The sequence below is a fragment of the Clostridium cochlearium genome, from assembly GCF_900187165.1.
Classification (GTDB): domain Bacteria; phylum Bacillota; class Clostridia; order Clostridiales; family Clostridiaceae; genus Clostridium_G; species Clostridium_G cochlearium.
The window spans coordinates 1835542-1857855 of sequence record NZ_LT906477.1 but is presented as its reverse complement, the minus strand read 5'-3'; the positions used below and the strand labels follow the sequence as shown (position 1 = coordinate 1857855).

Sequence of the window (22314 nt, the reverse complement as noted above, 5' to 3'; positions counted from 1 at the left end):
ATGAAAAACTTACAATAGGGAGTGAACTTATGTATACTTTAATAAAAAAATGTGGAAATGCAAAAAGGGGAAGATTTGAAACTCCTCATGGAACTATAGAAACACCTGTATTTATGAATGTAGGTACTTTAGCAGCAATAAAGGGTGCGGTTTCTACTATGGACTTAAAAGAAATAGGATGTCAGGTAGAATTATCTAATACATATCATCTTCATTTAAGACCAGGGGATGAAGTTATAAAAAAAATGGGTGGACTTCATAAGTTTATGAATTGGGATAGACCTATATTAACAGATTCTGGTGGATTTCAAGTGTTTTCATTAGCTAAAATAAGAAAAATACAAGAAGAGGGAGTTTATTTTAATTCTCACATAGATGGAAGAAGAATTTTTATGGGACCAGAGGAAAGTATGAGAATACAGAGCAATATAGCCTCAACAATAGCTATGGCCTTTGATGAATGTATTCCTAACCCGTCTACTAGAGAATATGTAGAACAATCTGTAGCAAGAACTACTAGATGGTTAGAAAGATGTAAAAAAGAAATGGATAGATTAAATTCTCTACCAGATACCATAAATAAAAAGCAAATGTTATTTGGAATTAATCAAGGTGGAACCTATGAAGATATAAGAAAAGCTCATGCTAAAACAATTGTGGATATGGATTTAGATGGATATGCTATTGGAGGATTAGCAGTAGGGGAAACTCACGAAGAAATGTATAGAATCATAGAGGAGGTAGCTCCAATTTTTCCAGACAATAAACCATTATATCTTATGGGAGTTGGACTTCCAAGTAATATATTAGAAGCTGTTGATAGGGGAGTAGACTTTTTTGATTGTGTATTACCTGCAAGAAATGGTAGGCATGGACATGTATTTACAAAGTATGGTAAAATAAATTTAATGAATGCTAAATTTGAATTAGATGAAAATCCTATAGATGAAGGATGTGAATGTCCAGCGTGTAAACATTATTCAAGAGCGTATATAAGGCATTTATTTAAAGCAAAAGAAATGTTAGCTATGAGATTATGTGTTTTACACAATTTGTATTTTTATAATAAATTAATGGAAGATATAAGAAAGGCTATTGAAGGAGATTATTTTAAAGAATTTAAGAAAGAAAAATTACAGAATTGGAATGGAAAAGCTTAAAAAAATTAAAATATATGCTTTACATGATAACAAACAATTTATAAACTATATAATATAGTTTAATATTATAGGAGGTAAAATTATGGGAAATTTATTTTTAGCTGCAGCTGCTCCAAAAGGAGGCATGCTAGGGGCTTTTATGCCACTTATACTAATGCTGGTTTTATTTTACATTATGATGTATATACCAGAAAAAAAGAGAAAGAAAAAGTATGGTGATATGCTAAGTTCTCTTAGTTTAAATGATGAAATAATAACTAAAGGGGGTATATTAGGAAGAATTGTAAATATACAAGATACATTTATAATTCTTGAAACTGGACCTAATAGAGCAAGAATAAAATTAGATAAGAATGGAATATTATCAGTATTACAATCTGCTTCAATAGAAGAAGAAAGCAAAGAAAAAGAAGATAAAAAAGATGAAGAAAATAAGGAAATAGGATATAAAGAAAACTAAAAAAATTAGAATAAAACACCTCTTTTTTACATAAATAATAGTAGATGGGGGTGTTTTAAATTGGAAAAAAGTAGCTTTATACCTATAGGGGAAGGGATATTAAGAAGCAGTGTACTAACAGTGGCACTAATGGTTATTTATGCAATAATTATGAGTTTTACAGATTTAAGTGATAAATGTAATTCTATTTTTTATACTATAGTTTCTATACTTAGTATAATGTATGGAACTATTTATGCTGTTAAAAAGATAAATAAAAAAGGATGGCTAATAGGTTTAATAATAGCCACTATATACATGATAATTTTATATGTACTTTCAATAATTGCAGGAAATACTCCAGGTATATATTATGTGAGAATTGTAAGGGTTGTAATGGCAATGTTGGTAGGTATACTTTCAGGGATGATAGGAGTTAATGTTTGAAGTTTTTTATTTTACAGATTATTAATCTACTTTATTTTATAATATTTTCGTGTTATAATTTTATTGATATATCAACAAAATAGGAGGAATTTTAATGAAACATATAAGAACTATTAATAAATCAAATATAAAAAATAGCTTAAGTAAGCCAGGATGTAAGGAATGTGCTAATTCATGTCAATCAGCATGTAAAACTTCATGTACAGTTGCAAATTTAGCTTGTGAAAACTAATGAGTTAAGAGGCAGTAACTTAAAAGTTACTGCTTTAAATTTTAGTATTTTAAAAAAAATTAGTACTTTAGTTAATTTAGGAGGAAGAAAATTTTGAGCACTATACATAAATTTAAACAAGAAAATGATTATTATATTTTGGATGTTAATTCAGGTGCTATTCATGTAGTAGATGAATTAGTTTATGATATTGTAGGACAAGATTCTTTAGCGGATAAAGAGTATATATTGGATAAATATGGTCAAAAATATACAGAAGAAGAAATAAACGAAGTATATAAAGAAGTAGAAGAATTAATAAAAGAAGAACTTTTATATTCAAAGGATCTTTATGAAGATATAGGCTTAAAAGCTGGAGAAAGCGAATCTTATATAAAAGCTCTATGTTTAAATATAGCTCATGACTGTAATTTAAGATGTAAATATTGCTTTGCCGATGAAGGAGAATATAAGGGAAAAAGAGAACTTATGACAGCGGAAATAGGAAAAAAGGCAATAGATTTTGTTATAAAAAGTTCAGGACCAAGAAAGCATATAGAAGTGGATTTATTTGGTGGAGAACCGTTAATTGCTTTTGATACTGTAAAAGAAATAGTAGAATATGCTAAGGAAGAAGAAAAAAAGTATAACAAAGAAATAAGATTCACCATGACTACTAATGCCACATTATTAAATGATGAAATTATGAAATATATAGATGAAAATATGGGCAATATTGTACTAAGTATAGATGGTAGAAAAGAAGTTAATGATAAGGTAAGAATTACAAGGGATAATAGAGGAAGTTACGATAAAATACTTCCTAATATAAAGTCCATGGTAAAAATGAGAGATAAGAATAAACAATACTATGTAAGAGGAACATTTACAAGAGAAAATTTAGACTTTTTTAATGATATTATGCATTTAGTAAATGAAGGATTTGATGAAGTATCAATAGAACCAGTAGTTCTTCCAGAAGATCACCCTCTTTCATTAAGAGAAGAAGACTTACCTAAGATATTTGAACAATATGATAAATTATGTAGAGAAATGATTAAATCTAAAAAAGAAGGAAAGAATTTTAAATTTTATCATTTCAATATAGATTTACAAGGTGGACCTTGTGTATATAAAAGAATATCAGGATGTGGAGCAGGACATGAATATGTTGCTATAACTCCTTCTGGAGATATATATCCATGTCATCAATTTGTAGGCATTGAAGAATTTAAAATGGGAAATTTAGAAGATGGCATCATAGATAAAAATTTACAAAAGTATTTTAAAGAGGGTAATATATATTTTAAACCAGAATGTAAAGAGTGTTGGGCGAGATTTTATTGTAGTGGAGGATGTCAATCCAATAACTATAACTTTAACAAAGATATTAAAAAACCATATAAATTAGGATGTGAAATGCAAAAGAAGAGAATAGAATGTGCAATAGCATTAAAATATAATACTATGGAATAGTAGTTAATTAATTGACTTTTTATATTACTTTAAGTGAGGAGGAAAAACATGAGAAACAAGAAAACCAGTAAAGGCAAAAGCGCTTTTTTATTGGCACTAAGTGTTATAGTAATATTATCCTTAGCTTATGTGGGTGCTTTTGGAATAAATAATATATTTGGTTATAAGGTAAAATCTTTTGGAGAAACCATTAAGAAAGGATTAGACCTCCAAGGGGGAGTATCCTTAGTAGAGGAAATACAAAGCGACAAAGTAGATACAGCTACAATAGATAGAACTATAGAGCTTTTATCTATGAGAGTTAACAAATTAGGTGTAAGTGAAACTTCTGTAACTAAAGAAGGACAGAAAAAAATAAGAATAGAGATACCTGGAATATATGATACTAAAGAAGTTATAGAAACAGTAGGGAAAACTGGAGAATTAAAGTTTATAGGACCAGATAAAAAAGTTATATTAACAGGTAAAGATGTAAAAGATGCATCCCCTCAGCAGCACCCAGATACCAAATTACCTGTTATAAGCTTTGAATTAACAGATGAAGGAACAAAAAAATTTGCAGAAGCTACAAATAAATTTAAAGGGCAACAAATTGCTATATATATGGACGAAGAACTATTAACAAACCCTGTAGTTAATAGTGTTATACCTGATGGTAAAGGAATAATTGAAGGAAGTAAAAGTTTAGAAGAAGCTAAAAGACAAGCCGATATAATTAAATCGGGGGCACTTCCAGTAGTAGTAAAACCTGTAGAAGTAAAGTCAGTAGGAGCAACACTAGGAACTAATGCATTACCTTTAAGTTTAAAGGCAGGAGCAATAGGTATAGGATTAGTATTTTTATTTATGTTAATTTTTTATAGAGTACCAGGCCTTATTGCAAATATAGCATTGGTATTATACATAGTAATGGTACTTGGAACTTTTGTTTCTATAGATGCTATTATTACTTTATCAGGAATAGCTGGATTTTTATTAACAATAGGTATGGCAGTAGATGCTAATATACTTATATTTGAAAGAATAAAAGAGGAATTAAGTACGGGAAAATCCATAAGATCTTCTGTAGATGCAGGATTTAATAGAGCATTAACATCTATAATGGACTCAAATATAACTACAATAATTGCTGCTGTTGTTCTATATAATTTGGGAACAGGAGCAGTAAAAGGATTTGCTCTTACTCTTATGATAGGTATTGTACTAAGTATGCTAACAGCAGTAATAGTTACAAGATGCTTACTTAAATTAGCCGTAAATGCTGGATTATTAAATAGTTTAGCAGCTTTTGGTGCAAAGAGGAGGGCAGAATAAATGAAGACATTGAAGATTATAGAAAAAACAAAAATATGGTTTATTATATCTTTAAGTATTATGATATTGGGATTAGTTTTTGTTATAAAAGATGGATTAAATTATGGTATAGAATTTAAAGGTGGTACTTTAGTTCAAATAAACATGAATAAAGAGTTTGATAAGGGTGACGTAGAAAAGATATTGAAAAAATATACAAATGATTATACAACCAATGAAGCTAGAGATAACAATAACAATATACAATTAGAAATAAGAAGTAATTCTTTAAAAGATGATCAAATAAAACCTATGTTTAATGAAATAAAGGCTAAATATAAATTACAAGATAAAGATTTATTAGCACAACAAAGAATTGGACCTTCAGTAGGTAAAGAATTGAGGAGCAAGGCAATATTATCTTTGATTATTGCTAACATAGCTATGCTAGTATATGTAGGATTTAGATTTGAGTTTAAATTTGGTTTGGCAGCCATATTGGCACTTGTACATGATATATTAATAACTATATCTGTATATGCTATATTGCAAATACCTGTAAATTCAAGTTTTATAGCTGCAATACTTACTATAGTAGGGTATTCTATAAATGATACTATAGTTGTATTTGATAGAATAAGGGAAAATAGAAAGAGAAATAGAAAAGCAAATGAAGCGGAAGTTGCCAATGTAAGTATAACTCAAACTATGAAAAGATCAATAAATACTAGTTTAACAACATTATTTACTATAGTTTGTGTTTATATATTTGTACCTTCAGTAAGGGAATTTGCACTACCCCTATTAATAGGAATTGTTTGTGGGGCATATTCTTCTATATTTATAGCAAGTCCTTTATGGGTTGTGTTCACAAAAAAAGATAAAATTTTGAATTAAATCCCAAAAAAACAGAGTTTCTTAAGCTCTGTTTTTTTATTTTAAGAAAATAATAAAATAATTTGTCAAAACTAATATTTTAAATTATAATATAATATGCTTTTTAATATACAAATATAATAAAAAGGAAGGTAGTACAATTGGCTAATGAGTATACTCTGCATGATCCTTTTTTAATGAAAGGAATGGATAAAGCCTTAAAAAGAATAGTAAGGGCAGTAAATAAAAGAGAAAAAATTGTTGTATATGGTTGTTATGATTTAGATGGTATAGCGGCTGTATCCGTATTATTTCTTGTTTTAAAATATTTAAATGCAGATGTAGAGTATTTTATATCTGATGGAAAAAAAGATAATTTTGAAATAAATTCGGATATAGTTAAGAATCATGTGAAATTTTTGGGTACAAATTTAATGATAACTGCAGGATGCGGAAGTAATTCTTATGATCAAGTAGAATTATGTAAAAGATTAGGTATAGATGTAATAATTACTGATTATCATAAATGTAAATGCAAAGTACCAAATTCCATAATTATAAATCCCAATCAAGACGATTGTACATATCCTTTCAAAGACTTGACAAGTTCTGGAGTAGTTTATAAATTAGTTCAAGCTATTTCATGTTATTATCAGATGAAATGTGTAAATAAATATTTAGATTTAATAATGCTTGGTGTATTGTCTACTAAACCTCCTTATGTTGGAGAAAATAAATTTATAGTAGAACAAGGTCTTTATCATATGAATTTTACCAACAATTATGGATTAAAAGCTTTAGCTAAAGTTAATAAAGAAAAAAGGATAACTTTTAAAAATATAAATAAGATTTTAGAAAATTTAATGCCAAGCTCCAATAGTTCTAGAATGTTAGCTAATTCAAGAATAACTGTAGAGTTATTTACTACATCAAATATAGATAGGGCAGAGCAAATAGTTAAATATTTAAAAAAGGAGAAGAAACTAGTAAGTAATAAGCAGTTAATTGCAAATAGTGAATAAAACTTTATTTAAAATTTGGTGTATTATATAATTATATAGTATTTATATATTTAAATTAAAACATGGGGAGGAACAATAAATGAATTTAAAGGACAAAATTCGAGTGATAGAAGGATTTCCAAAAGAAGGTATTAGCTTTAAAGATGTAACTACTATATTACAAGACAAAGAAGCTTTTAAATATACAATAGATACTTTAGTTGAAGAACTTAAAGATAAAAAAGTTGATGTTATTGTAGGACCAGAAGCTAGAGGGTTTTTGTTTGGTGCACCTTTAGCCTATGCATTAGGAGCAGGTTTTGTACCTGTTAGAAAAAAAGGAAAATTACCTAGTAATACTATTAGTTCTAAATATGAATTAGAATATGGTAGCGATGAATTAGAGATGCATAAGGACGCAATAAAGCCTGGACAAAGAGTAGTTATAGTAGATGATCTACTGGCTACAGGAGGAACCATATGTTCTGTGATTGAAATGATTGAGTCCTTAGGTGGAGAAATAGTATCTATTAATTTTTTAATTGAATTAACAGATCTAAAGGGAAGGGAAAAACTAAAAAAATATGAAATGTCTTCTCTTGTAAAATATAATATTTAAAAAGGGTAATTGAATTTTAAAATTGCAAGTTTCTACAGAATATTATATAATATTAGTAAAAAATAATGGCTGGTTTTATTAACCAGCCATTGATTTTAGGGGAGTAACAATATGCTTGAGAATTTAATAAAAAAAATAGAAAAAAATTGTTCCAAGGAAGAAATAGAACTAGTTAAAAAAGCATATGAAATCGCTAATGGAGCTCATAAGCAACAAAAAAGAGAATCAGGAGAACCATATATAGTTCATCCTGTGGAAGTAGCTTGTATTTTAGCAGATATGGGTATGGACGCAGATACAATAGTAGCTGGTCTTCTTCATGATGTAATAGAAGATACTGAGTATACCTATGAAGATATAGAAAGAGAATTTAATAAACAAATAGCTGATTTAGTGGAAGGAGTAACTAAATTAGGAAAAATAAAATATAAGAGTAAAGAAGAGCAGCAAGCAGACAATGTAAGAAAAATGCTTTTAGCCATGGCACAGGATGTAAGAGTAATACTTATAAAGTTAGCCGATAGATTACATAATATGAGGACATTAAAGTATATGCCTGTAGAAAAGCAAAAAGAAAAGGCAAAAGAAACCTTTGATATATATGCACCTTTAGCTCATAGGTTAGGAATATCTAAAATAAAATGGGAATTAGAAGATTTAGCTTTTAGATATATAAATCCTAATGAATATTATAGTTTTGTTAAAGAAATAGCTGAGAGAAGAGTTGAAAGAATAGCATATATAGAATTGATAGTAAATGAATTAAAAGAAAGCCTTGAGGGGGCAGGAATAAAATCTGACATAGAAGGAAGACCTAAGCATTTCTATAGTATATATAGAAAGATGATTAAAAAAAATAAGACTTTAGATCAAATTTTTGATTTAACTGCAATAAGAATATTAGTAGATACAGTTAAAGATTGCTATGCTGCACTAGGTATAGTTCACACTATGTATAAACCCATTCCAGGACGTTTTAAAGATTATATTGCAATGCCTAAACCTAATATGTATCAATCCTTACACTCAACTGTTATAGGTCCACAAGGCAAACCTTTTGAAATACAAATAAGAACCTTTGAAATGCACAAAACAGCAGAATATGGAATAGCTGCACATTGGAAATATAAAGAGGGAAAAACTGAACAAAATAATATAGATATAAAACTTACTTGGCTAAGAGAAATATTAGAATGGCAAAGAGAAACATCAGATGCTACTGAATTTATGGAAGGGTTTAAAATAGATTTGTTTTCTGATGAAGTTTTTGTATTTACTCCAAAGGGTTCCGTTATTAATTTACCAAGTAAATCTACACCTATAGATTTTGCATATAAAATACATACAGATATAGGGAATAAATGTGTAGGAGCAAAAGTAAACAATAAAATGGTACCTTTAGATTATAATTTAAAAACTGGCGAAATTGTAGAAATAATTACATCATCAAATTCTAAAGGACCAAGTATAGATTGGCTAAATATTGTAAAAAGCAATCAAGCTAAAAGCAAAATAAAATCTTGGTTTAAAAAAGCTAAAAGAGAAGAAAATACAAGTAAGGGCAAGGAATATTTAGAAAAGGAAGCTAAAAAACAAGGATATAATTTTGGAGAAATTTCAAAAGGTGAGTTTTTAAATATAATATTAAAAAAATACAATTTAAACTCCGTAGAAGATTTATATGCAGCAGTTGGAATAGGTGATTTAATAGCGTCTAATATTGTTTTAAAATTTAAGGAACAGCATGAACATAGTCAAAAGGTTAGTATTTCAAATGAAGAAGTAATAGAAGATTTTAATAAAAATACTAAAGTTAATAAATATAATAAAAAATCCAAAAGAAAAAAAGGTAATGGACTAGGAGTAGAAGTAAAAGGGCAGAATAATATATTAGTTAGATTTTCAAAATGTTGTAATCCAGTACCTGGTGATGAAATAATAGGTTATATAACAAAGGGTAGAGGAGTATCTATTCATAGAAGAGATTGTAAAAATCTACAAAATTTAATAGAGGAGGATATAAGTAAAATAATTGAAGTAAATTGGGTAGGATATAGCTCAGGAGAATATATAGCAGAAATAGAGGTAGAAGCTGAAGATAAAGAGGGATTATTATCCCAAATTATGGATATAATTAATAATGAAAAAGCTAATTTATATGCTATAAATGCTAAAACTACTAGAGAGAAGAAAGTATTGATAAATATAAAATTAAAAATATCAAATATTGAACAACTAGAAAGTGTTATGAAAAAAATAAGAATATTAAATGGTATAAATGATGTTTATAGGACAAAAAATTAGAGGTGATTTAAATGAGGGCAGTGGTACAAAGAGTTAAATCTTCAAAAGTAGAAGTAGATGGAAAAGTTATAGGTAGCATAAATGGTGGATTAAATGTTTTATTAGGAATATGTAAGGATGATACTCAAAAGGATTTAGAATATTTAGTGGATAAAGTATTAGGACTCAGAATATTTGAAGACGAAAATGGAAAAATGAATAAATCTTTATTAGATGTAGGAGGAGAACTACTTGTAATATCACAATTTACTCTTTATGGAGATTGTAGAAAAGGTAAACGACCTAGCTTTATAGAAGCCCTTTCAGGAGATGAGGCAGAAAAACTTTATGAAGAATTTGTAGAAAAGTGTAGAGAAGTTTTAGGAGAAGTGCAGACAGGTGAATTTGGAGCAGATATGTTAGTTTCAATAGAAAATGATGGACCGGTTACTTTAATAATAGATAGTAAAAAAATAATTTAGGAGTGATAAAGTGGAATTAAAGAGAATCCCTGTGGGTATGTATCAAGCTAACTGTTATATATTAATGGATAAAAAAAGTAAGGAAGGTATAGTTGTAGATCCAGGAGAATATGCTGATTTAATCTTACAAGAATTAAATAAAATGAATTGTAAGGTAAAATATATATTGTTAACTCATGGCCATGTAGATCATGTAAGCGCAGTTAAAAAGGTAAGAGATGCATTAAAGGCTCCAGTATGTATAAATGAAAAGGATGAAGAGGCAATTTTAAAAAGCTTACAATTATTTGGCACACCAGAAACCTGTGGAGCAGCAGATATTAAAATAAAAGAAGGGGATAGCTTTAAAATTGGTGAAAAAGATATAAAATGTATAGAAACACCTGGTCACTCCTTGGGAGGAATGTGTTTTATAGTAGATGATATAATATTTACAGGTGACACCCTTTTTGAAGGCTCTATAGGAAGAACAGATTTTTATGGAGGAAATTTTGAAATACTAATAAATAGCATAAAAGAAAAAATATTAACTCTTCCAGAGGATACATTAGTATTGCCAGGACATGGAATGGAAACTACTGTAGGTAAAGAAAAGATATCTAATCCTTTCTTATAAATTTTATAGAAATAAGGAGATATAATGATTATAAATATAAAATTAGATATGAAATTAAATCATGCAAAATATAAGTATGGAATTTATCAGCTATTTAATATATTTTTTCCTAATGCAGAAATTAATTTTGTAGAAGAACAAGAAGCTAATTACAATGTATTTTTAGAAGATAACTATATTATCATAAATGGAAAAAATAATAAGAAGAAGTATTTAATAGATGAAAGTATATCTCAAAAAGATAATGTAAAAAAATCAATTTATTTATATTTAAAAGATGAAACAAAAAAGAGCTTTCCATGGGGAACCTTAATTGGTATAAGACCTAGTAAAATAGCTCTTTCTTTGTTGACTAAAAATAAAACTTCTCAAGATATAATAGATTATTATTATAAAAACTATCTTACATCTAGAGAAAAAGCGCAATTGTGTATAGATGTAGCAAAAAGAGAAGAGAACTTTGTAAACAAAGATAATAAATCTATAAGCATTTATATTGGCATGCCTTTTTGCCCTACAAGATGCTTATATTGCTCTTTTACATCAAATCCTATTGGGAAAAATAAAAAATTGGTGGAAGAGTATATAAAGTGCCTAAGTTTTGAAATAGAAAAAATAAGAAAATATATAGATAAAAAAGAATTACTTGTAGAAACTGTTTATTTTGGTGGTGGTACTCCTACTTCTGTAGACAATAATCAATTTGAATATATAATGGAAAAAATATATAATAACTTTATATGCAATAGAAATACAAAAGAATTTACAGTAGAATGTGGTAGACCTGATAGTATAAATAAAGAAAAATTTAAAACTATGAAGAAATACAATGTTTCTAGAATAAGTATAAATCCTCAAACTATGAATGATGATACTTTGAAAGTAATTGGGAGAAGTCATACAGTGGAGGATGTGATTAGAAGTTTTAATGAAGCAAGGGAACTTGGCTTTGACAATATAAATATGGATATAATTGTAGGACTTCCAGGAGAAGGTATATCATATATTGAAAATACATATAAAAAAATATTGCAACTAAAACCTGATAGTCTAACAGTTCATGGTATGTCTATAAAAAGGGGCTCTAAGCTTTATAATAAATTAGAGAGTATATTAAATTATAATCAAGATGAATTAAATGAAATGTTTCAAACAACTTCTAAATTAGCAGAAAAATTAAATATGAAACCCTATTATATGTATAGACAAAAGAACATGTTAGGAAATATGGAAAATGTGGGTTATTCCACAGAAGGAAAAGAATGTATATATAATATACAAATGATTGAAGAAAGACAAACAATAATTGCACTTGGAGCTGATGGAGTATCAAAAATAGTATTTAGAGATGAAAATAGGATTGAAAGAGTACCTAATGTAAAGGATGTAATAGAGTATAATAAAAGAGTAGAAGAAATGGTTAGAAGAAAAGTTCATGCATTAGAAGAACTTTATAAATAAAATTCAATAAATATCAATATTTAAATTGATATGAGGAGGAAGAAAAATGGGAGAAGCATTAAAAGGACTAAAAAGAACCATTATGTGTGGTCAATTAAGAGAAGACAATATAAACGAACAACACACAGTAATGGGATGGGTTCAAAGAAAGAGAAATCTTGGAGGATTAATTTTTATAGATTTAAGAGATAGAGATGGAATTCTTCAAGTAGTATTTGGAGAAGAAATAAATAAAGAAGCTTTTGAAAAAGCAGATACAGTTAGATCAGAGTATTGCTTAGCTGTTACAGGAAAAATAATAAAAAGGCAAGCAGTAAATGAAAACTTACCAACAGGAATGGTTGAATTACAAGGAGAAAGTATAAAGATTTTATCAGAATCAGAAACTCCTCCTATATATATAAAGGAAGATTTAGATGCAGGAGAAAATATAAGACTTAAATATAGATATTTAGATTTAAGAAGACCAGATATGCAAAAAAAATTAATGGTAAGACACAAAACAGCAAAAGCTGTTAGAGATTTTTTAGATGCAGAAGGTTTTTTAGAAATAGAAACTCCTATGCTTACTAAAAGTACTCCAGAAGGTGCAAGAGACTATCTTGTGCCAAGTAGAAACTATCCTGGAATGTTTTATGCATTGCCTCAATCACCACAGTTATTTAAGCAGCTATTAATGGTATCAGGTTTTGATAGATATTTTCAAATAGTAAAATGTTTTAGAGATGAAGATTTAAGAGCTAATAGACAGCCAGAATTTACACAAATAGATTTAGAAATGTCCTTTGTGGAAATGGATGATGTAATAGATTTAAACGAAAGATTAATAAAGCATGTATTTAAAAATGTAGTAGGTAAGGATGTTAAGCTACCTATAGAAAGAATGCCATATAAAATAGCCATGAGTAAGTATGGATCAGATAAACCAGATCTAAGATTTGAAATGGAAATAGAATACTTAGAAGACGTATTAAAAGAAACTAATTTTAAAGTGTTTAAAGATGTTATAGAAAATGGTGGAACTGTTGGAGCTATAAAAGCTGAAAACTGTGCAGACATGGGCAGAAAACAAATAGATAAATTAGGTGAATTTGTAAAGACATTTAAAGCTAAAGGATTAGCATGGATAGCTTACAGAGAAGATGAAATAAAATCTCCTATAGCTAAATTCTTAACAGATGAAGAATTAAAAGCTATTATTCATAAAATGGATGCCAAAGTAGGAGATTTAATACTTATAGTATCAGATGCTAAGGAAAGAGTAGTTCAACAAAGTTTAGGTCAATTAAGACTTCATTTAGCCAAAGAATTAGAACTCCTTAAAGATAATGATGAATTTAGATTTGTATGGGTTACAGAATTTCCATTAGTGTCCTACAATGAAGAGGAAGATAGATGGGAAGCTGAGCATCATCCATTTACATCTCCTATGGATGAGGATATACCATATCTTGATACAGATCCAAGTAAAGTTAGAGCAAAGGCTTATGACATAGTATTAAATGGAGAAGAATTAGGTGGAGGAAGTATTAGAATACACGATAGCAAGCTTCAAGAAAAAATGTTCCAAGTTTTAGGATTTACACAAGAAAAAGCTTGGGAAAGATTCGGATTCTTATTAGAAGCATTTAAGTTTGGACCACCACCACATGGGGGATTAGCTTTTGGATTTGATAGAATGATAATGTTCTTAAGTGGAACTGAAAATATAAAAGATGTAATAGCTTTCCCTAAAAATCAAAATGCATTCTGCCCAATGACAGAAGCTCCAAATGTAGTAGATGAGATGCAATTAGATGAATTGGGAATAAAAATAAAGAAGTAATATGACTTAACAATATAAAAAAAATATAGTATAATATATATAACAATTAATTGAATATAAGTCCTGCTATGTACGGAAAAATAGATTTATCCTGATCCAACACATTTACAAAGGGAATCCAAACTCTCGTTGTGGAATGATGCTTAAACATTGTTTTAAGAGACAAGAAGCAATGAGGAGATGCCCACTTAAGAAGGGATAGGGTTCAAGGAGTTAATCTATATAACGTCATAGCGGGACTTTTTGTTTAATGAATAGAAATAAATAAAATTTAATAAAAAAATGGCCTGTCCCTTATAGGAATAGACCATTTTTTATATATAGCTTTTTTAATTAAAATTCATTAACTGTTTTATTTCCTTTTGCTTTTACATAGGCTAAAGAAAATAAAAATGCTATTACAGCAGGTATTAGCCAACTAAAGCCTATATTGGATAATGGAATAAATGAAATAAATTTATTTATGAATCCAATATTTAAACCTACAGATTTTAGATTATCTAAAATACCTATCAATAATGTAGTGTATGCAGTTATGGTTAAAATAGTTTTATTATTAAATCCTAAAAATGTTAATATAACTAAAACTATTACTATAGGATATAATATTTGTAATATAGGAAAAGCAAAGGCAACTATATCATCTACACCTAAAGTAGCAATTAGTATGCTCATAACTGAAACTATAATAGCATTTAATTTATAGTTTAATTTCCCATTGGTTATTTCTTCAAAATAATTAGCAGCTGAGGATGTAAGTCCTATAGATGTAGTCATACATGCTAATGCCACAGCTAAAGCAAGAAAAACAGAACCGGTTTTACCTAATATGGTTTGGGTTATTTGGGTAAGTAGGGTAGTTTTAGTTATATCCCCAGGGAAAATATTTACAGTTTGACTTCCAAGATACATCAGACCACCATAAATTGTTCCAAGTCCTATAACTGCGATAATACCAGATAAAGAAGTTATTTTTATTATATCAGAAACATTATCATATCCTTTTTGTCTAACAGTAGCTATTATAATGGAAGCAAAAATTACTGAAGCAGTAGCATCCATTGTTTGATATCCTTCCAATAAGGAATTTGAAAATACATTTTCAAAAGGAGTACTTGAAATAGAGCCAATTGGAAATAAAATCCCTTTTATTATTATAGTTAATAGCAAAATAAGAAGGGCAGGTGTTAAAAATTTCCCTATAGTGTCTATTATTGATGATGGTCTAAGTACGAATGCTAAATTAATTAAAAAATAAATTATAATAGCAGTAGTTATATTTATATTTGGAAAAAATGGTTGTATACTTAATTCATAAGTTGTAGCTGCTGTTCTTGGAATAGCAATCATAGGGCCTATAGCTAAAATAATGGATGTGGTTACAGCTACTGCAAAAATTTTTCCAACAGGACTTGCTATATCCCTAAAGGTACCATTAACTTTGGCACAAGAGAGTATACCAAGTAAAGGAAGTCCAACTCCAGTTATAAGAAAGCCCAGTATAGCTATAGGATAATTGTTTCCTACAAGCTTACCAAGATAGGGAGGAAATATTAAATTCCCAGAACCAAAAAACATAGCAAATAGTGCTAATCCGATAACAAATGCGTCCTTAGTACTTTTTTTCATGTGAATTTCTCCTATTCTCTAATTTAGATTTTCCTTATATTATATCATACTGAAGGTGAAAAATAAATTGTTAACAATAAATTAATTTTATAAAAAAATCATAAATTTTTATGATTTATCTGAATATATTTATAAATAAAGAGGAATTGTTATAAAAAGGTAGAATATATTTACATAAGAACGGGGGGATTTAATGGGAGAATTTAGAGAAGAAATAATAAAACTTGCTGAAGAAATTTTATTTTTAATAAAAAGAGATGGGTATGACATAGATAATATGACATCAGATCAAATGAATGAATTAGTAGATCAATATTTAAATAATTTAAATATTGATAATTTAGATGAATTTATGAGTTTAAATTATGCTGAAGACTTTTTACTAGAAGAATACAACTATGAGATTAAGAAAAGTGGTTTTTTACAATTCTACGATGAATTTATAAAAAATATGAGAATTAATAATATACATAAACAAGAAAAAAAGTACATAAATTAAAATTAATTAAAATAAGAGAGCTATCTGAAATTAGATGGCTTTTTTGATTTAATTATATAAGAAAAATCTTGTGTTAACTTATATTCTGGCAGTTTATGTATTTATAATTTAACTAGGAAGGGGGATGGTATTATGTTTGGAATTGTAAATTATGGTGTTTTTATAATTTCAGCTATTATGTTAAATTTAACACCTGGTGCAGATACTATGTATATATTGGGAAATAGTATTTCAAATGGGAAAAAGGTAGGAATAATGTCTGCTTTGGGCATTAATACTGGATGTATTATACATACAGTAATGGCAGCTCTAGGTTTATCAGCAATATTAACTAAATCAGCTTATGCTTTTAACATTATTAAGTATTTAGGTGCAAGTTATTTAATTTATCTTGGTATTCGTTCATTAATATCAAAATCCTCTATGCTTGTAAAAAAGGACGACAATAAAAAAAATAGCATTAAAAAGATATATTTTCAAGGAGTTATAACTAATGTTCTTAATCCTAAAGTAGCATTGTTTTTCTTGGCATTTTTACCTCAATTTATTAATTCTAATAATACATATGGAGCAATTCCATTTTTATTACTTGGATTTACATTTGTTATAACTGCAACTACATGGTCTATAATTCTAGCGGTATTTTCATCATATATAATAGAAAACATAAGTAAAAAATTTGGATTAGCTAATTCATTAAATAAGATAACAGGAATTATATTTATTGTATTAGGATTAAACCTATTAAGAGCTAAATTAGGGAATTAGATGCATATAAAAAGTAACTAAAAAGGTGGATAAAGATAAGAGATAGATCTATATAGAAGTATCTCTTATTTTTTTTATGTAAGCAGTTGTATAACACAATTAAGAGATTTTCTTGTAACCTCTTCTAGAGAATAATCACCATTATTTAAACACCAATCATAAATTATACCATGAGAAAGTCTTATTAAATAGTCTATAATATCCTTACATTGCATGCTTTGTCTAACTATATTTTATAACGTTTACATTGAAATGTCTAGGTATTATGAATTTATTGGAAATTTGATCTTGCAGTTATGAATAATTAGAATAGTATTTATAGAATAAAATTATATTAAAAAAAGCTGTTATCAAATAAAATTGTCAACAGCTTTTCACATTTAATCCTTTTTAATTTCTTTTATAATAGTTTTATGGTATTCTTCAAGAGATCTTGCAACTAAAGCATTGGTATAGGCTATTAATAATTTATAAGTTTCAACCTCATCTGCTATATCCTCAGGTAAAGCTAAAATTGATGGAGAACATTTTAAAGCATCTTCAGTAGCTTTAATAGAAACTTCATTTACTATTTTTTCAAAGTCAATTTTCAAAATATCACAACCTTTCTATATAAAGATTTTACCATAGTATAAAAATATATTAAAAGACTTTATGTTAAAAAATATTTTTAATTTCATTATTTATTTTATCAATATCTACATTATCTACTGTATTATTATTTATTTTATATTTTTCTTTTAATTTTAGTATTCTATAAACACTTTCATTGATTCTATCTTCTGTTATTGTACCGTTTTTTACGGCCTCTTTTAGGGATGTTATTATAGCTGTTTGGTTATTATAACCATGACATACTAAAATAATATCTGTTCCAGCATTTATAGATTTAATAGCTGCATCAGAAATAGCATAATTATTTGTAATAGCTCCCATAGTCATATCATCTGTAATAACCACTTTATTAAAGTTTAGATATCTTCGTAAAACATCTGTTATTATTGTTTTTGACATAGTTGCAGGATAGGCAGGGTCTATTTTAGGTAATAATATATGGGATATCATTACTACATCTACATTATTATTTATGGCCTCTTTAAAAGGCATTAATTCAAATTCTTTTAATCTTTTCATATCATGATTAATTAAAGGAAGTCCCACATGAGAATCAACTGAAGTATCACCATGTCCTGGGAAATGTTTTACTACAGAGATAATGTTACCATCTCTTAATCCTTCCATAGTTTTAATACCTAATTTACTAACTATATCTACATTATTACCAAAAGATCTATCCCCAATTACAGGGTTTTGTGGATTACTGTTTATATCTAAAATCGGTGCAAAATTCATATTAAATCCAAGGAATGTAAGTTCTTTTGCAATTATTCTACCTATATTGTAACTAAGATTACTATTATTTATTTTACCTATAATTTTATTACTAGGGAGTTTTTTAAATTCTCTAGGCATTCTGCTAACCCTTCCACCTTCTTCATCAACAGATATAAACAGAGGTATTTTATTATGTGAATTTAAAGTTTTTAATGCATTAGTTAAATTTATTAATTGATGTGCATTTTCTATATTGTGGCTAAATAAAATGACTCCTCCTACATGATTTTCTTTAATTAATTTTTCTATGTTTTCATTTATATCATATCCATCAAAGCCTACAACAAGTAATTGACCAATTTTTTCATCTAAACTCATACTATTAAGTTTTAATTTTATATTATCATTATTAGTATCTGAATTAGTATCTGATTTTTTATTATTAGAGGTTTTATTTTTAATATTTTCACTATGGTAAGCATTATTTCTACCGCATCCTAATAAAAATACAAAGGATATTAATAATAAAAACATATACAAATTAGATTTTTTCAATTTAATCTTCCTTTCTTAAAGGTGTGTTGTTATTATTTAATTATATATAATAATAATTAAAATTAAAGGGGAGAAGTTTATGTGTTTATCAAAATATAGTTTTTTAGATACTCCATCATTAATTGTTGATTATGATATTATGATGGATAATATTGATTTTATGCAAAGAAAAGCAAATAAATATAATGTTAAATTAAGACCTCATACTAAAACCCATAAGATGCCATATATTGCAAAACTTCAATTAGAAAAAGGCGCAAAAGGTATAACTGTTGCAAAGGTTGGGGAAGCTGAGGTTATGAAAGATAGCGGTATAAATGATATATTTATTGCAAATGAGATAGTTGGAATATCAAAATTAAAAAGAGTTAGAGAACTTAATAGAAAAATAAATATAAGTATAGGTGTAGATAATAAATTTCAAATAGACCAGTTACAACAAGTATTTAAAAATGAAGAAAAACCTATAAAAGTATTAATTGAAATAGAGGTTGGAGAAGAAAGATCTGGGATAATTACAAAAGAGCAACTCGTGGATTTGGTAGAGTATATAAAAACAAAGGATAGGATTAAACTTAAAGGGGTATTTTCCCATTAAGGACATTGCTATAATGTGGAAAACTCAGAAAAGTGCATAGAAGAATCTCTTATTAGTCAAAGAAAAACCATTAAGGCAGGGGAAATTGTAAAGAGTTTAGGAGTGGATATAGACACAATAAGCATAGGTTCTACACCATCTCTTATGCATGGAGAAATTTTACCTCAAATAACTGAAATAAGACCTGGAACATATATATTTATGGATACATCTCAGGGGTTTGCTATAGGGGATTTTAATAGATGTGCTGCAACAGTATTATCAACTATTATAAGTAAACCTACAGAAAAAAGAATTGTTTTAGATGCAGGAGCTAAAGCCCTAACAGCACAATTTAGAACTAAGGGAATATGTTCTACAAATGTTACTAATGGATTAATTAAAAACTCAGATGGAATTATGCTATCTGGAGTGTATGATGAACATGGACTAATAAACAATAAAGACTTTAGTAAAAAAGTAAACATAGGAGATAAAATAGAGATAATTCCTAATCATATTTGCCCTGTATGTAATTTATACGAAAAGGCTTATTTAGTAAAGAAAGGAAAAGTTATAAAAGAAGTTTCTATATTGGGAAGGGGAAAAATTCAATAAAAATATAAAGAATAAACTGTAAATAATTATAATTGTTTACAGTTTATTTTCGTAAGAAATTTGTAATAATTAATAAAGATATAATTAAACTTTATTAATTATAATTAACTTATATCAATACTATAGGAGGAATTTGTCTTGAAGAAGAGAAAAGTAAAAATAATTATAAAGTTTTTATTTGTAGTTATATTATCTATAATGGCATTACAAAAAATTAATGCTATTGAAAATAATAGAGAGTTAAGAAAAAATATATATAAATATTTACAAGATAAAAATAATAGAATAGAGACCTATTATTCAGGTGTAGCTTTAAATAATGGCAAGTCTGAAAATACTTGTGTTTATTTTATATCAGAAGTACTTAGAAAAAATAATTATAATGTTCCAAAGAATATGGCAAATACAGAAAGCCTTATAAGTTTTTTAGAAGGGCATGGATGGAAGAAAAAAACAGATTATAAAAAATTAAAACCAGGAAATATATGTTTTACAACAGATGGTTGTGGAAATAAAAAGAGTGTTCCAACTCATACTTATGTGTTTATGGCATGGGTAAAAGAAGGAAGCTACGATTATGCCTATATATGTGATAATCAAGCAAAGGACTATGAAAATAAAATATATCATATTAGAAATATAAAAAATGTGGACAAGGCTAATGGATACTCCAAAGATGCTTTTAGCTTTTTTATGGAGAAATAGAGTAGATAATATTTTAATAAAATAGTTTATGATAATATATTATATATAAAATATTTATAGTGAAGGGAGAAAACAATATGAAGAGGAAGTTGAAAAGAATAGGAAATTTCAATATATAAGAAAATTTTTTGATATGAGCAAAAAAGGAGAATATACAATTGATGATGATACCTGGAGCGATATGGACATGGATAGTGTCTATGAAAAATTAGATAGAACCAATAGCACTCCAGGAGAGTCGGCTTTATATTATATGCTAAGAAATCCACTAAAGGATGAAGAAAGTTTAAAAAAGAGGGATAAATTAATTGAGGTATTTAAAAATAATTCAAATTTAAGAGAAAAACTTTTATGTATATTTTTTGAATTGAGTATAGATGCAAAAAATACTTTTTTAGATATGATAGAAAGAATATATTTTATACATTAGGGGAACTAGATGCAATACTTTCAATATCAGGTTATCAAAAAAGCTTAAAGTATGATTATGTAAAACCAAATTTTGTAGATGAGGTTTCATTAGATATTACAGATGGAATTCATCCCCTTTTAGATAATCCTGTGGCAAATACTATTTCCATTAAAGATAAGGGTGTTGTTCTTACAGGTACAAATATGTCTGGAAAATCAACTTTTTTAAGAATGTTAGGTATAAATATAATTTTATCTCAAACCTTTTACTTTGCATTAGCTAAGAAATATAAAGCTTCATTTTTTAATATAGTTTCATCAATTAGTCCTAATGATGACTTATTAAAGGGAAAAAGCTACTATATGGCTGAAGCAGAAGGAATACTTAGAATAGTAAATGCTCTAAAAAAAGAATTACCTGTATTTTGTCCTATAGATGAAATATTTAGAGGAACTAATCCAATAGAGAGAATAGCTATGTCAGTAGAGATATTAACTTACATAAATAATGAAAAGACTATTTCTATTGTAGCTACACATGATAGAGAGCTTGTAGATATTTTAAAGGATAGTTATGAATTCTACTACTTTAGTGAAGATGTTAATAGCCAAAGTGGATTGAGTTTTGATTATAAATTAAAATCAGGAGTTTTACAGACAAGAAATGCAATAAAGCTTTTAGATTATATTGGATATCCAAAGGAAATAACGGAGAAAGCGTATAAAAGAGCGGAAACCATTGAGGGATTCATATAACCCAAACCCCCTAACCTAGAAACACATTGTTTTAAATAGGTTAAGGGGTTTCTCTTTTTTATATGGTGCCGAAGGCGGGGGTCGAACCCGCACGAGGTTTAAGCCCCACTGGATTTTGAATCCAGCGCGTCTGCCAATTCCACCACTCCGGCAAGTTACAAGAAAAATAATATCATATAGACTAATAATAGTCAAGTATATTTAATGAATAAGCAGCAGTAAATAAAGAATGGCTAATGGACAATTAATGTAATTTTAGTATATAATTATTT

General features: G+C 27.6%; 23 protein-coding genes, 1 tRNA gene, 1 other RNA gene and 1 pseudogene. 21 read left to right on the top strand and 5 right to left on the bottom strand.

The features are described 5' to 3' along the window. The first annotated feature begins 29 nt into the window (after positions 1–29). The 15 genes from tgt to ssrS all read left to right on the top strand — a co-directional run bounded on the left by tgt (position 30) and on the right by ssrS (position 14433). Positions 30–1160, top strand: coding sequence for a tRNA guanosine(34) transglycosylase Tgt (gene tgt / locus CKV72_RS09155; protein ID WP_095178101.1), 1131 nt, complete (start codon positions 30–32; stop codon positions 1158–1160). A gap of 124 nt (positions 1161–1284) precedes the next feature. Further along, complete coding sequence (yajC, locus tag CKV72_RS09150; protein ID WP_095178390.1) at positions 1285–1620, top strand: preprotein translocase subunit YajC; 336 nt, start codon at positions 1285–1287, stop codon at positions 1618–1620. Between the two features lie 60 nt (positions 1621–1680). Next, positions 1681–2046, top strand: coding sequence for a TIGR04086 family membrane protein (locus CKV72_RS09145; RefSeq protein WP_089865426.1), 366 nt, complete (start codon positions 1681–1683; stop codon positions 2044–2046). A 94-nt stretch (positions 2047–2140) separates the two neighbouring features. Beyond that, positions 2141–2278 (top strand): six-cysteine ranthipeptide SCIFF, encoded by a 138-nt coding sequence (gene scfA / locus CKV72_RS09140; RefSeq protein WP_089865423.1) that lies wholly within the window; start codon positions 2141–2143, stop codon positions 2276–2278. Between the two features lie 93 nt (positions 2279–2371). Then, complete coding sequence (scfB, locus tag CKV72_RS09135; RefSeq protein ID WP_095178100.1) at positions 2372–3733, top strand: thioether cross-link-forming SCIFF peptide maturase; 1362 nt, start codon at positions 2372–2374, stop codon at positions 3731–3733. A gap of 48 nt (positions 3734–3781) precedes the next feature. Continuing rightward, positions 3782–5047, top strand: a complete 1266-nt coding sequence (secD, locus tag CKV72_RS09130) for a protein translocase subunit SecD (protein ID WP_089865417.1) — start codon at positions 3782–3784, stop codon at positions 5045–5047. Next, entirely contained in the window at positions 5048–5923 is an 876-nt protein-coding gene (gene secF, locus CKV72_RS09125) for a protein translocase subunit SecF (protein WP_095178099.1), read from the top strand. Between the two features lie 176 nt (positions 5924–6099). Continuing rightward, the gene (locus tag CKV72_RS09120; protein WP_238056630.1) at positions 6100–6924 is read left to right on the top strand and encodes a DHH family phosphoesterase; all 825 of its coding nucleotides are present in this window, start codon (positions 6100–6102) and stop codon (positions 6922–6924) included. Positions 6925–7003: 79 nt separating this feature from the next. Further along, complete coding sequence (locus CKV72_RS09115; RefSeq protein ID WP_089865409.1) at positions 7004–7522, top strand: adenine phosphoribosyltransferase; 519 nt, start codon at positions 7004–7006, stop codon at positions 7520–7522. Between the two features lie 111 nt (positions 7523–7633). After that, positions 7634–9826, top strand: a complete 2193-nt coding sequence (locus tag CKV72_RS09110) for a RelA/SpoT family protein (RefSeq protein WP_089865406.1) — start codon at positions 7634–7636, stop codon at positions 9824–9826. 11 nt (positions 9827–9837) lie between these two features. Beyond that, on the top strand, positions 9838–10287 hold the full coding sequence (gene dtd / locus CKV72_RS09105; RefSeq protein ID WP_089865403.1) for a D-aminoacyl-tRNA deacylase: 450 nt from the start codon (positions 9838–9840) through the stop codon (positions 10285–10287). Between the two features lie 10 nt (positions 10288–10297). Next, positions 10298–10903: an MBL fold metallo-hydrolase gene (locus CKV72_RS09100; RefSeq protein ID WP_089865400.1), complete on the top strand. Its 606-nt coding sequence runs from the start codon at positions 10298–10300 to the stop codon at positions 10901–10903. Between the two features lie 36 nt (positions 10904–10939). Beyond that, positions 10940–12364, top strand: coding sequence for a coproporphyrinogen III oxidase (locus CKV72_RS09095; protein WP_169712391.1), 1425 nt, complete (start codon positions 10940–10942; stop codon positions 12362–12364). A gap of 46 nt (positions 12365–12410) precedes the next feature. Beyond that, positions 12411–14189 (top strand): aspartate--tRNA ligase, encoded by a 1779-nt coding sequence (aspS, locus tag CKV72_RS09090; RefSeq protein WP_095178096.1) that lies wholly within the window; start codon positions 12411–12413, stop codon positions 14187–14189. A 57-nt stretch (positions 14190–14246) separates the two neighbouring features. Further along, positions 14247–14433: non-coding RNA, 6S RNA (ssrS, locus tag CKV72_RS09085), on the top strand. An 89-nt stretch (positions 14434–14522) separates the two neighbouring features. On the opposite strand, the gene brnQ is transcribed toward ssrS, so the two are convergent. Further along, positions 14523–15818, bottom strand: coding sequence for a branched-chain amino acid transport system II carrier protein (gene brnQ, locus CKV72_RS09080; protein WP_095178095.1), 1296 nt, complete (start codon positions 15816–15818; stop codon positions 14523–14525). Positions 15819–16011: 193 nt separating this feature from the next. Here brnQ and CKV72_RS09075 point away from each other — a divergent pair, with 193 nt between their 5' ends. Next, a complete protein-coding gene (locus tag CKV72_RS09075) occupies positions 16012–16317 on the top strand; it encodes a hypothetical protein (protein WP_089863701.1) in 306 nt (101 codons plus the stop codon). A 132-nt stretch (positions 16318–16449) separates the two neighbouring features. Then, on the top strand, positions 16450–17085 hold the full coding sequence (locus CKV72_RS09070) for a LysE family translocator (RefSeq protein WP_089863703.1): 636 nt from the start codon (positions 16450–16452) through the stop codon (positions 17083–17085). A gap of 74 nt (positions 17086–17159) precedes the next feature. Here CKV72_RS09070 and CKV72_RS12235 read toward each other — a convergent pair whose 3' ends face one another. From CKV72_RS12235 to nagZ, 3 genes are all read right to left on the bottom strand, one after another. Beyond that, positions 17160–17300 (bottom strand): hypothetical protein, encoded by a 141-nt coding sequence (locus CKV72_RS12235; protein ID WP_169712370.1) that lies wholly within the window; start codon positions 17298–17300, stop codon positions 17160–17162. A 165-nt stretch (positions 17301–17465) separates the two neighbouring features. Continuing rightward, a complete protein-coding gene (locus CKV72_RS09065; RefSeq protein WP_089863705.1) occupies positions 17466–17678 on the bottom strand; it encodes a hypothetical protein in 213 nt (70 codons plus the stop codon). A 64-nt stretch (positions 17679–17742) separates the two neighbouring features. Beyond that, on the bottom strand, positions 17743–18975 hold the full coding sequence (gene nagZ, locus CKV72_RS09060) for a beta-N-acetylhexosaminidase (RefSeq protein ID WP_207652117.1): 1233 nt from the start codon (positions 18973–18975) through the stop codon (positions 17743–17745). 79 nt (positions 18976–19054) lie between these two features. Between nagZ and CKV72_RS12310 the strand changes: the two genes are divergently transcribed. From CKV72_RS12310 to CKV72_RS09045, 4 genes and pseudogenes are all read left to right on the top strand, one after another. After that, the gene (locus tag CKV72_RS12310) at positions 19055–19573 is read left to right on the top strand and encodes an alanine racemase (RefSeq protein WP_197696941.1); all 519 of its coding nucleotides are present in this window, start codon (positions 19055–19057) and stop codon (positions 19571–19573) included. 15 nt (positions 19574–19588) lie between these two features. After that, the gene (locus tag CKV72_RS12305; protein WP_197696940.1) at positions 19589–20170 is read left to right on the top strand and encodes a type III PLP-dependent enzyme domain-containing protein; all 582 of its coding nucleotides are present in this window, start codon (positions 19589–19591) and stop codon (positions 20168–20170) included. A 138-nt stretch (positions 20171–20308) separates the two neighbouring features. Next, positions 20309–20875 carry a hypothetical protein gene (locus tag CKV72_RS09050; RefSeq protein WP_095178094.1) on the top strand — a complete coding sequence of 189 codons (567 nt, stop codon included), beginning with the start codon at positions 20309–20311 and terminating at the stop codon, positions 20873–20875. 52 nt (positions 20876–20927) lie between these two features. Further along, a pseudogene (locus CKV72_RS09045) lies at positions 20928–22042 on the top strand (MutS-related protein). A 63-nt stretch (positions 22043–22105) separates the two neighbouring features. Here CKV72_RS09045 and CKV72_RS09040 read toward each other — a convergent pair. Further along, positions 22106–22194: transfer RNA gene (locus CKV72_RS09040), tRNA-Leu, on the bottom strand. Positions 22195–22314: the final 120 nt, after the last annotated feature.

What these genes read in the sequence shown, in the direction of transcription:
- tgt (WP_095178101.1), top strand. Translation starts at nt 30, where the DNA reads ATGTATACTTTAATAAAAAAATGTGGAAATGCAAAAAGGGGAAGATTT.
- yajC (WP_095178390.1), top strand. Translation starts at nt 1,285, where the DNA reads ATGCTAGGGGCTTTTATGCCACTTATACTAATGCTGGTTTTATTTTAC.
- scfA (WP_089865423.1), top strand. Translation starts at nt 2,141, where the DNA reads ATGAAACATATAAGAACTATTAATAAATCAAATATAAAAAATAGCTTA.
- secD (WP_089865417.1), top strand. Translation starts at nt 3,782, where the DNA reads ATGAGAAACAAGAAAACCAGTAAAGGCAAAAGCGCTTTTTTATTGGCA.
- secF (WP_095178099.1), top strand. Translation starts at nt 5,048, where the DNA reads ATGAAGACATTGAAGATTATAGAAAAAACAAAAATATGGTTTATTATA.
- CKV72_RS09120 (WP_238056630.1), top strand. Translation starts at nt 6,100, where the DNA reads ATGAAAGGAATGGATAAAGCCTTAAAAAGAATAGTAAGGGCAGTAAAT.
- CKV72_RS09115 (WP_089865409.1), top strand. Translation starts at nt 7,004, where the DNA reads ATGAATTTAAAGGACAAAATTCGAGTGATAGAAGGATTTCCAAAAGAA.
- CKV72_RS09110 (WP_089865406.1), top strand. Translation starts at nt 7,634, where the DNA reads ATGCTTGAGAATTTAATAAAAAAAATAGAAAAAAATTGTTCCAAGGAA.
- dtd (WP_089865403.1), top strand. Translation starts at nt 9,838, where the DNA reads ATGAGGGCAGTGGTACAAAGAGTTAAATCTTCAAAAGTAGAAGTAGAT.
- aspS (WP_095178096.1), top strand. Translation starts at nt 12,411, where the DNA reads ATGGGAGAAGCATTAAAAGGACTAAAAAGAACCATTATGTGTGGTCAA.
- brnQ (WP_095178095.1), bottom strand. Translation starts at nt 15,818, where the DNA reads ATGAAAAAAAGTACTAAGGACGCATTTGTTATCGGATTAGCACTATTT.
- CKV72_RS09075 (WP_089863701.1), top strand. Translation starts at nt 16,012, where the DNA reads ATGGGAGAATTTAGAGAAGAAATAATAAAACTTGCTGAAGAAATTTTA.
- CKV72_RS09070 (WP_089863703.1), top strand. Translation starts at nt 16,450, where the DNA reads ATGTTTGGAATTGTAAATTATGGTGTTTTTATAATTTCAGCTATTATG.
- CKV72_RS12235 (WP_169712370.1), bottom strand. Translation starts at nt 17,300, where the DNA reads ATGCAATGTAAGGATATTATAGACTATTTAATAAGACTTTCTCATGGT.
- CKV72_RS12310 (WP_197696941.1), top strand. Translation starts at nt 19,055, where the DNA reads ATGTGTTTATCAAAATATAGTTTTTTAGATACTCCATCATTAATTGTT.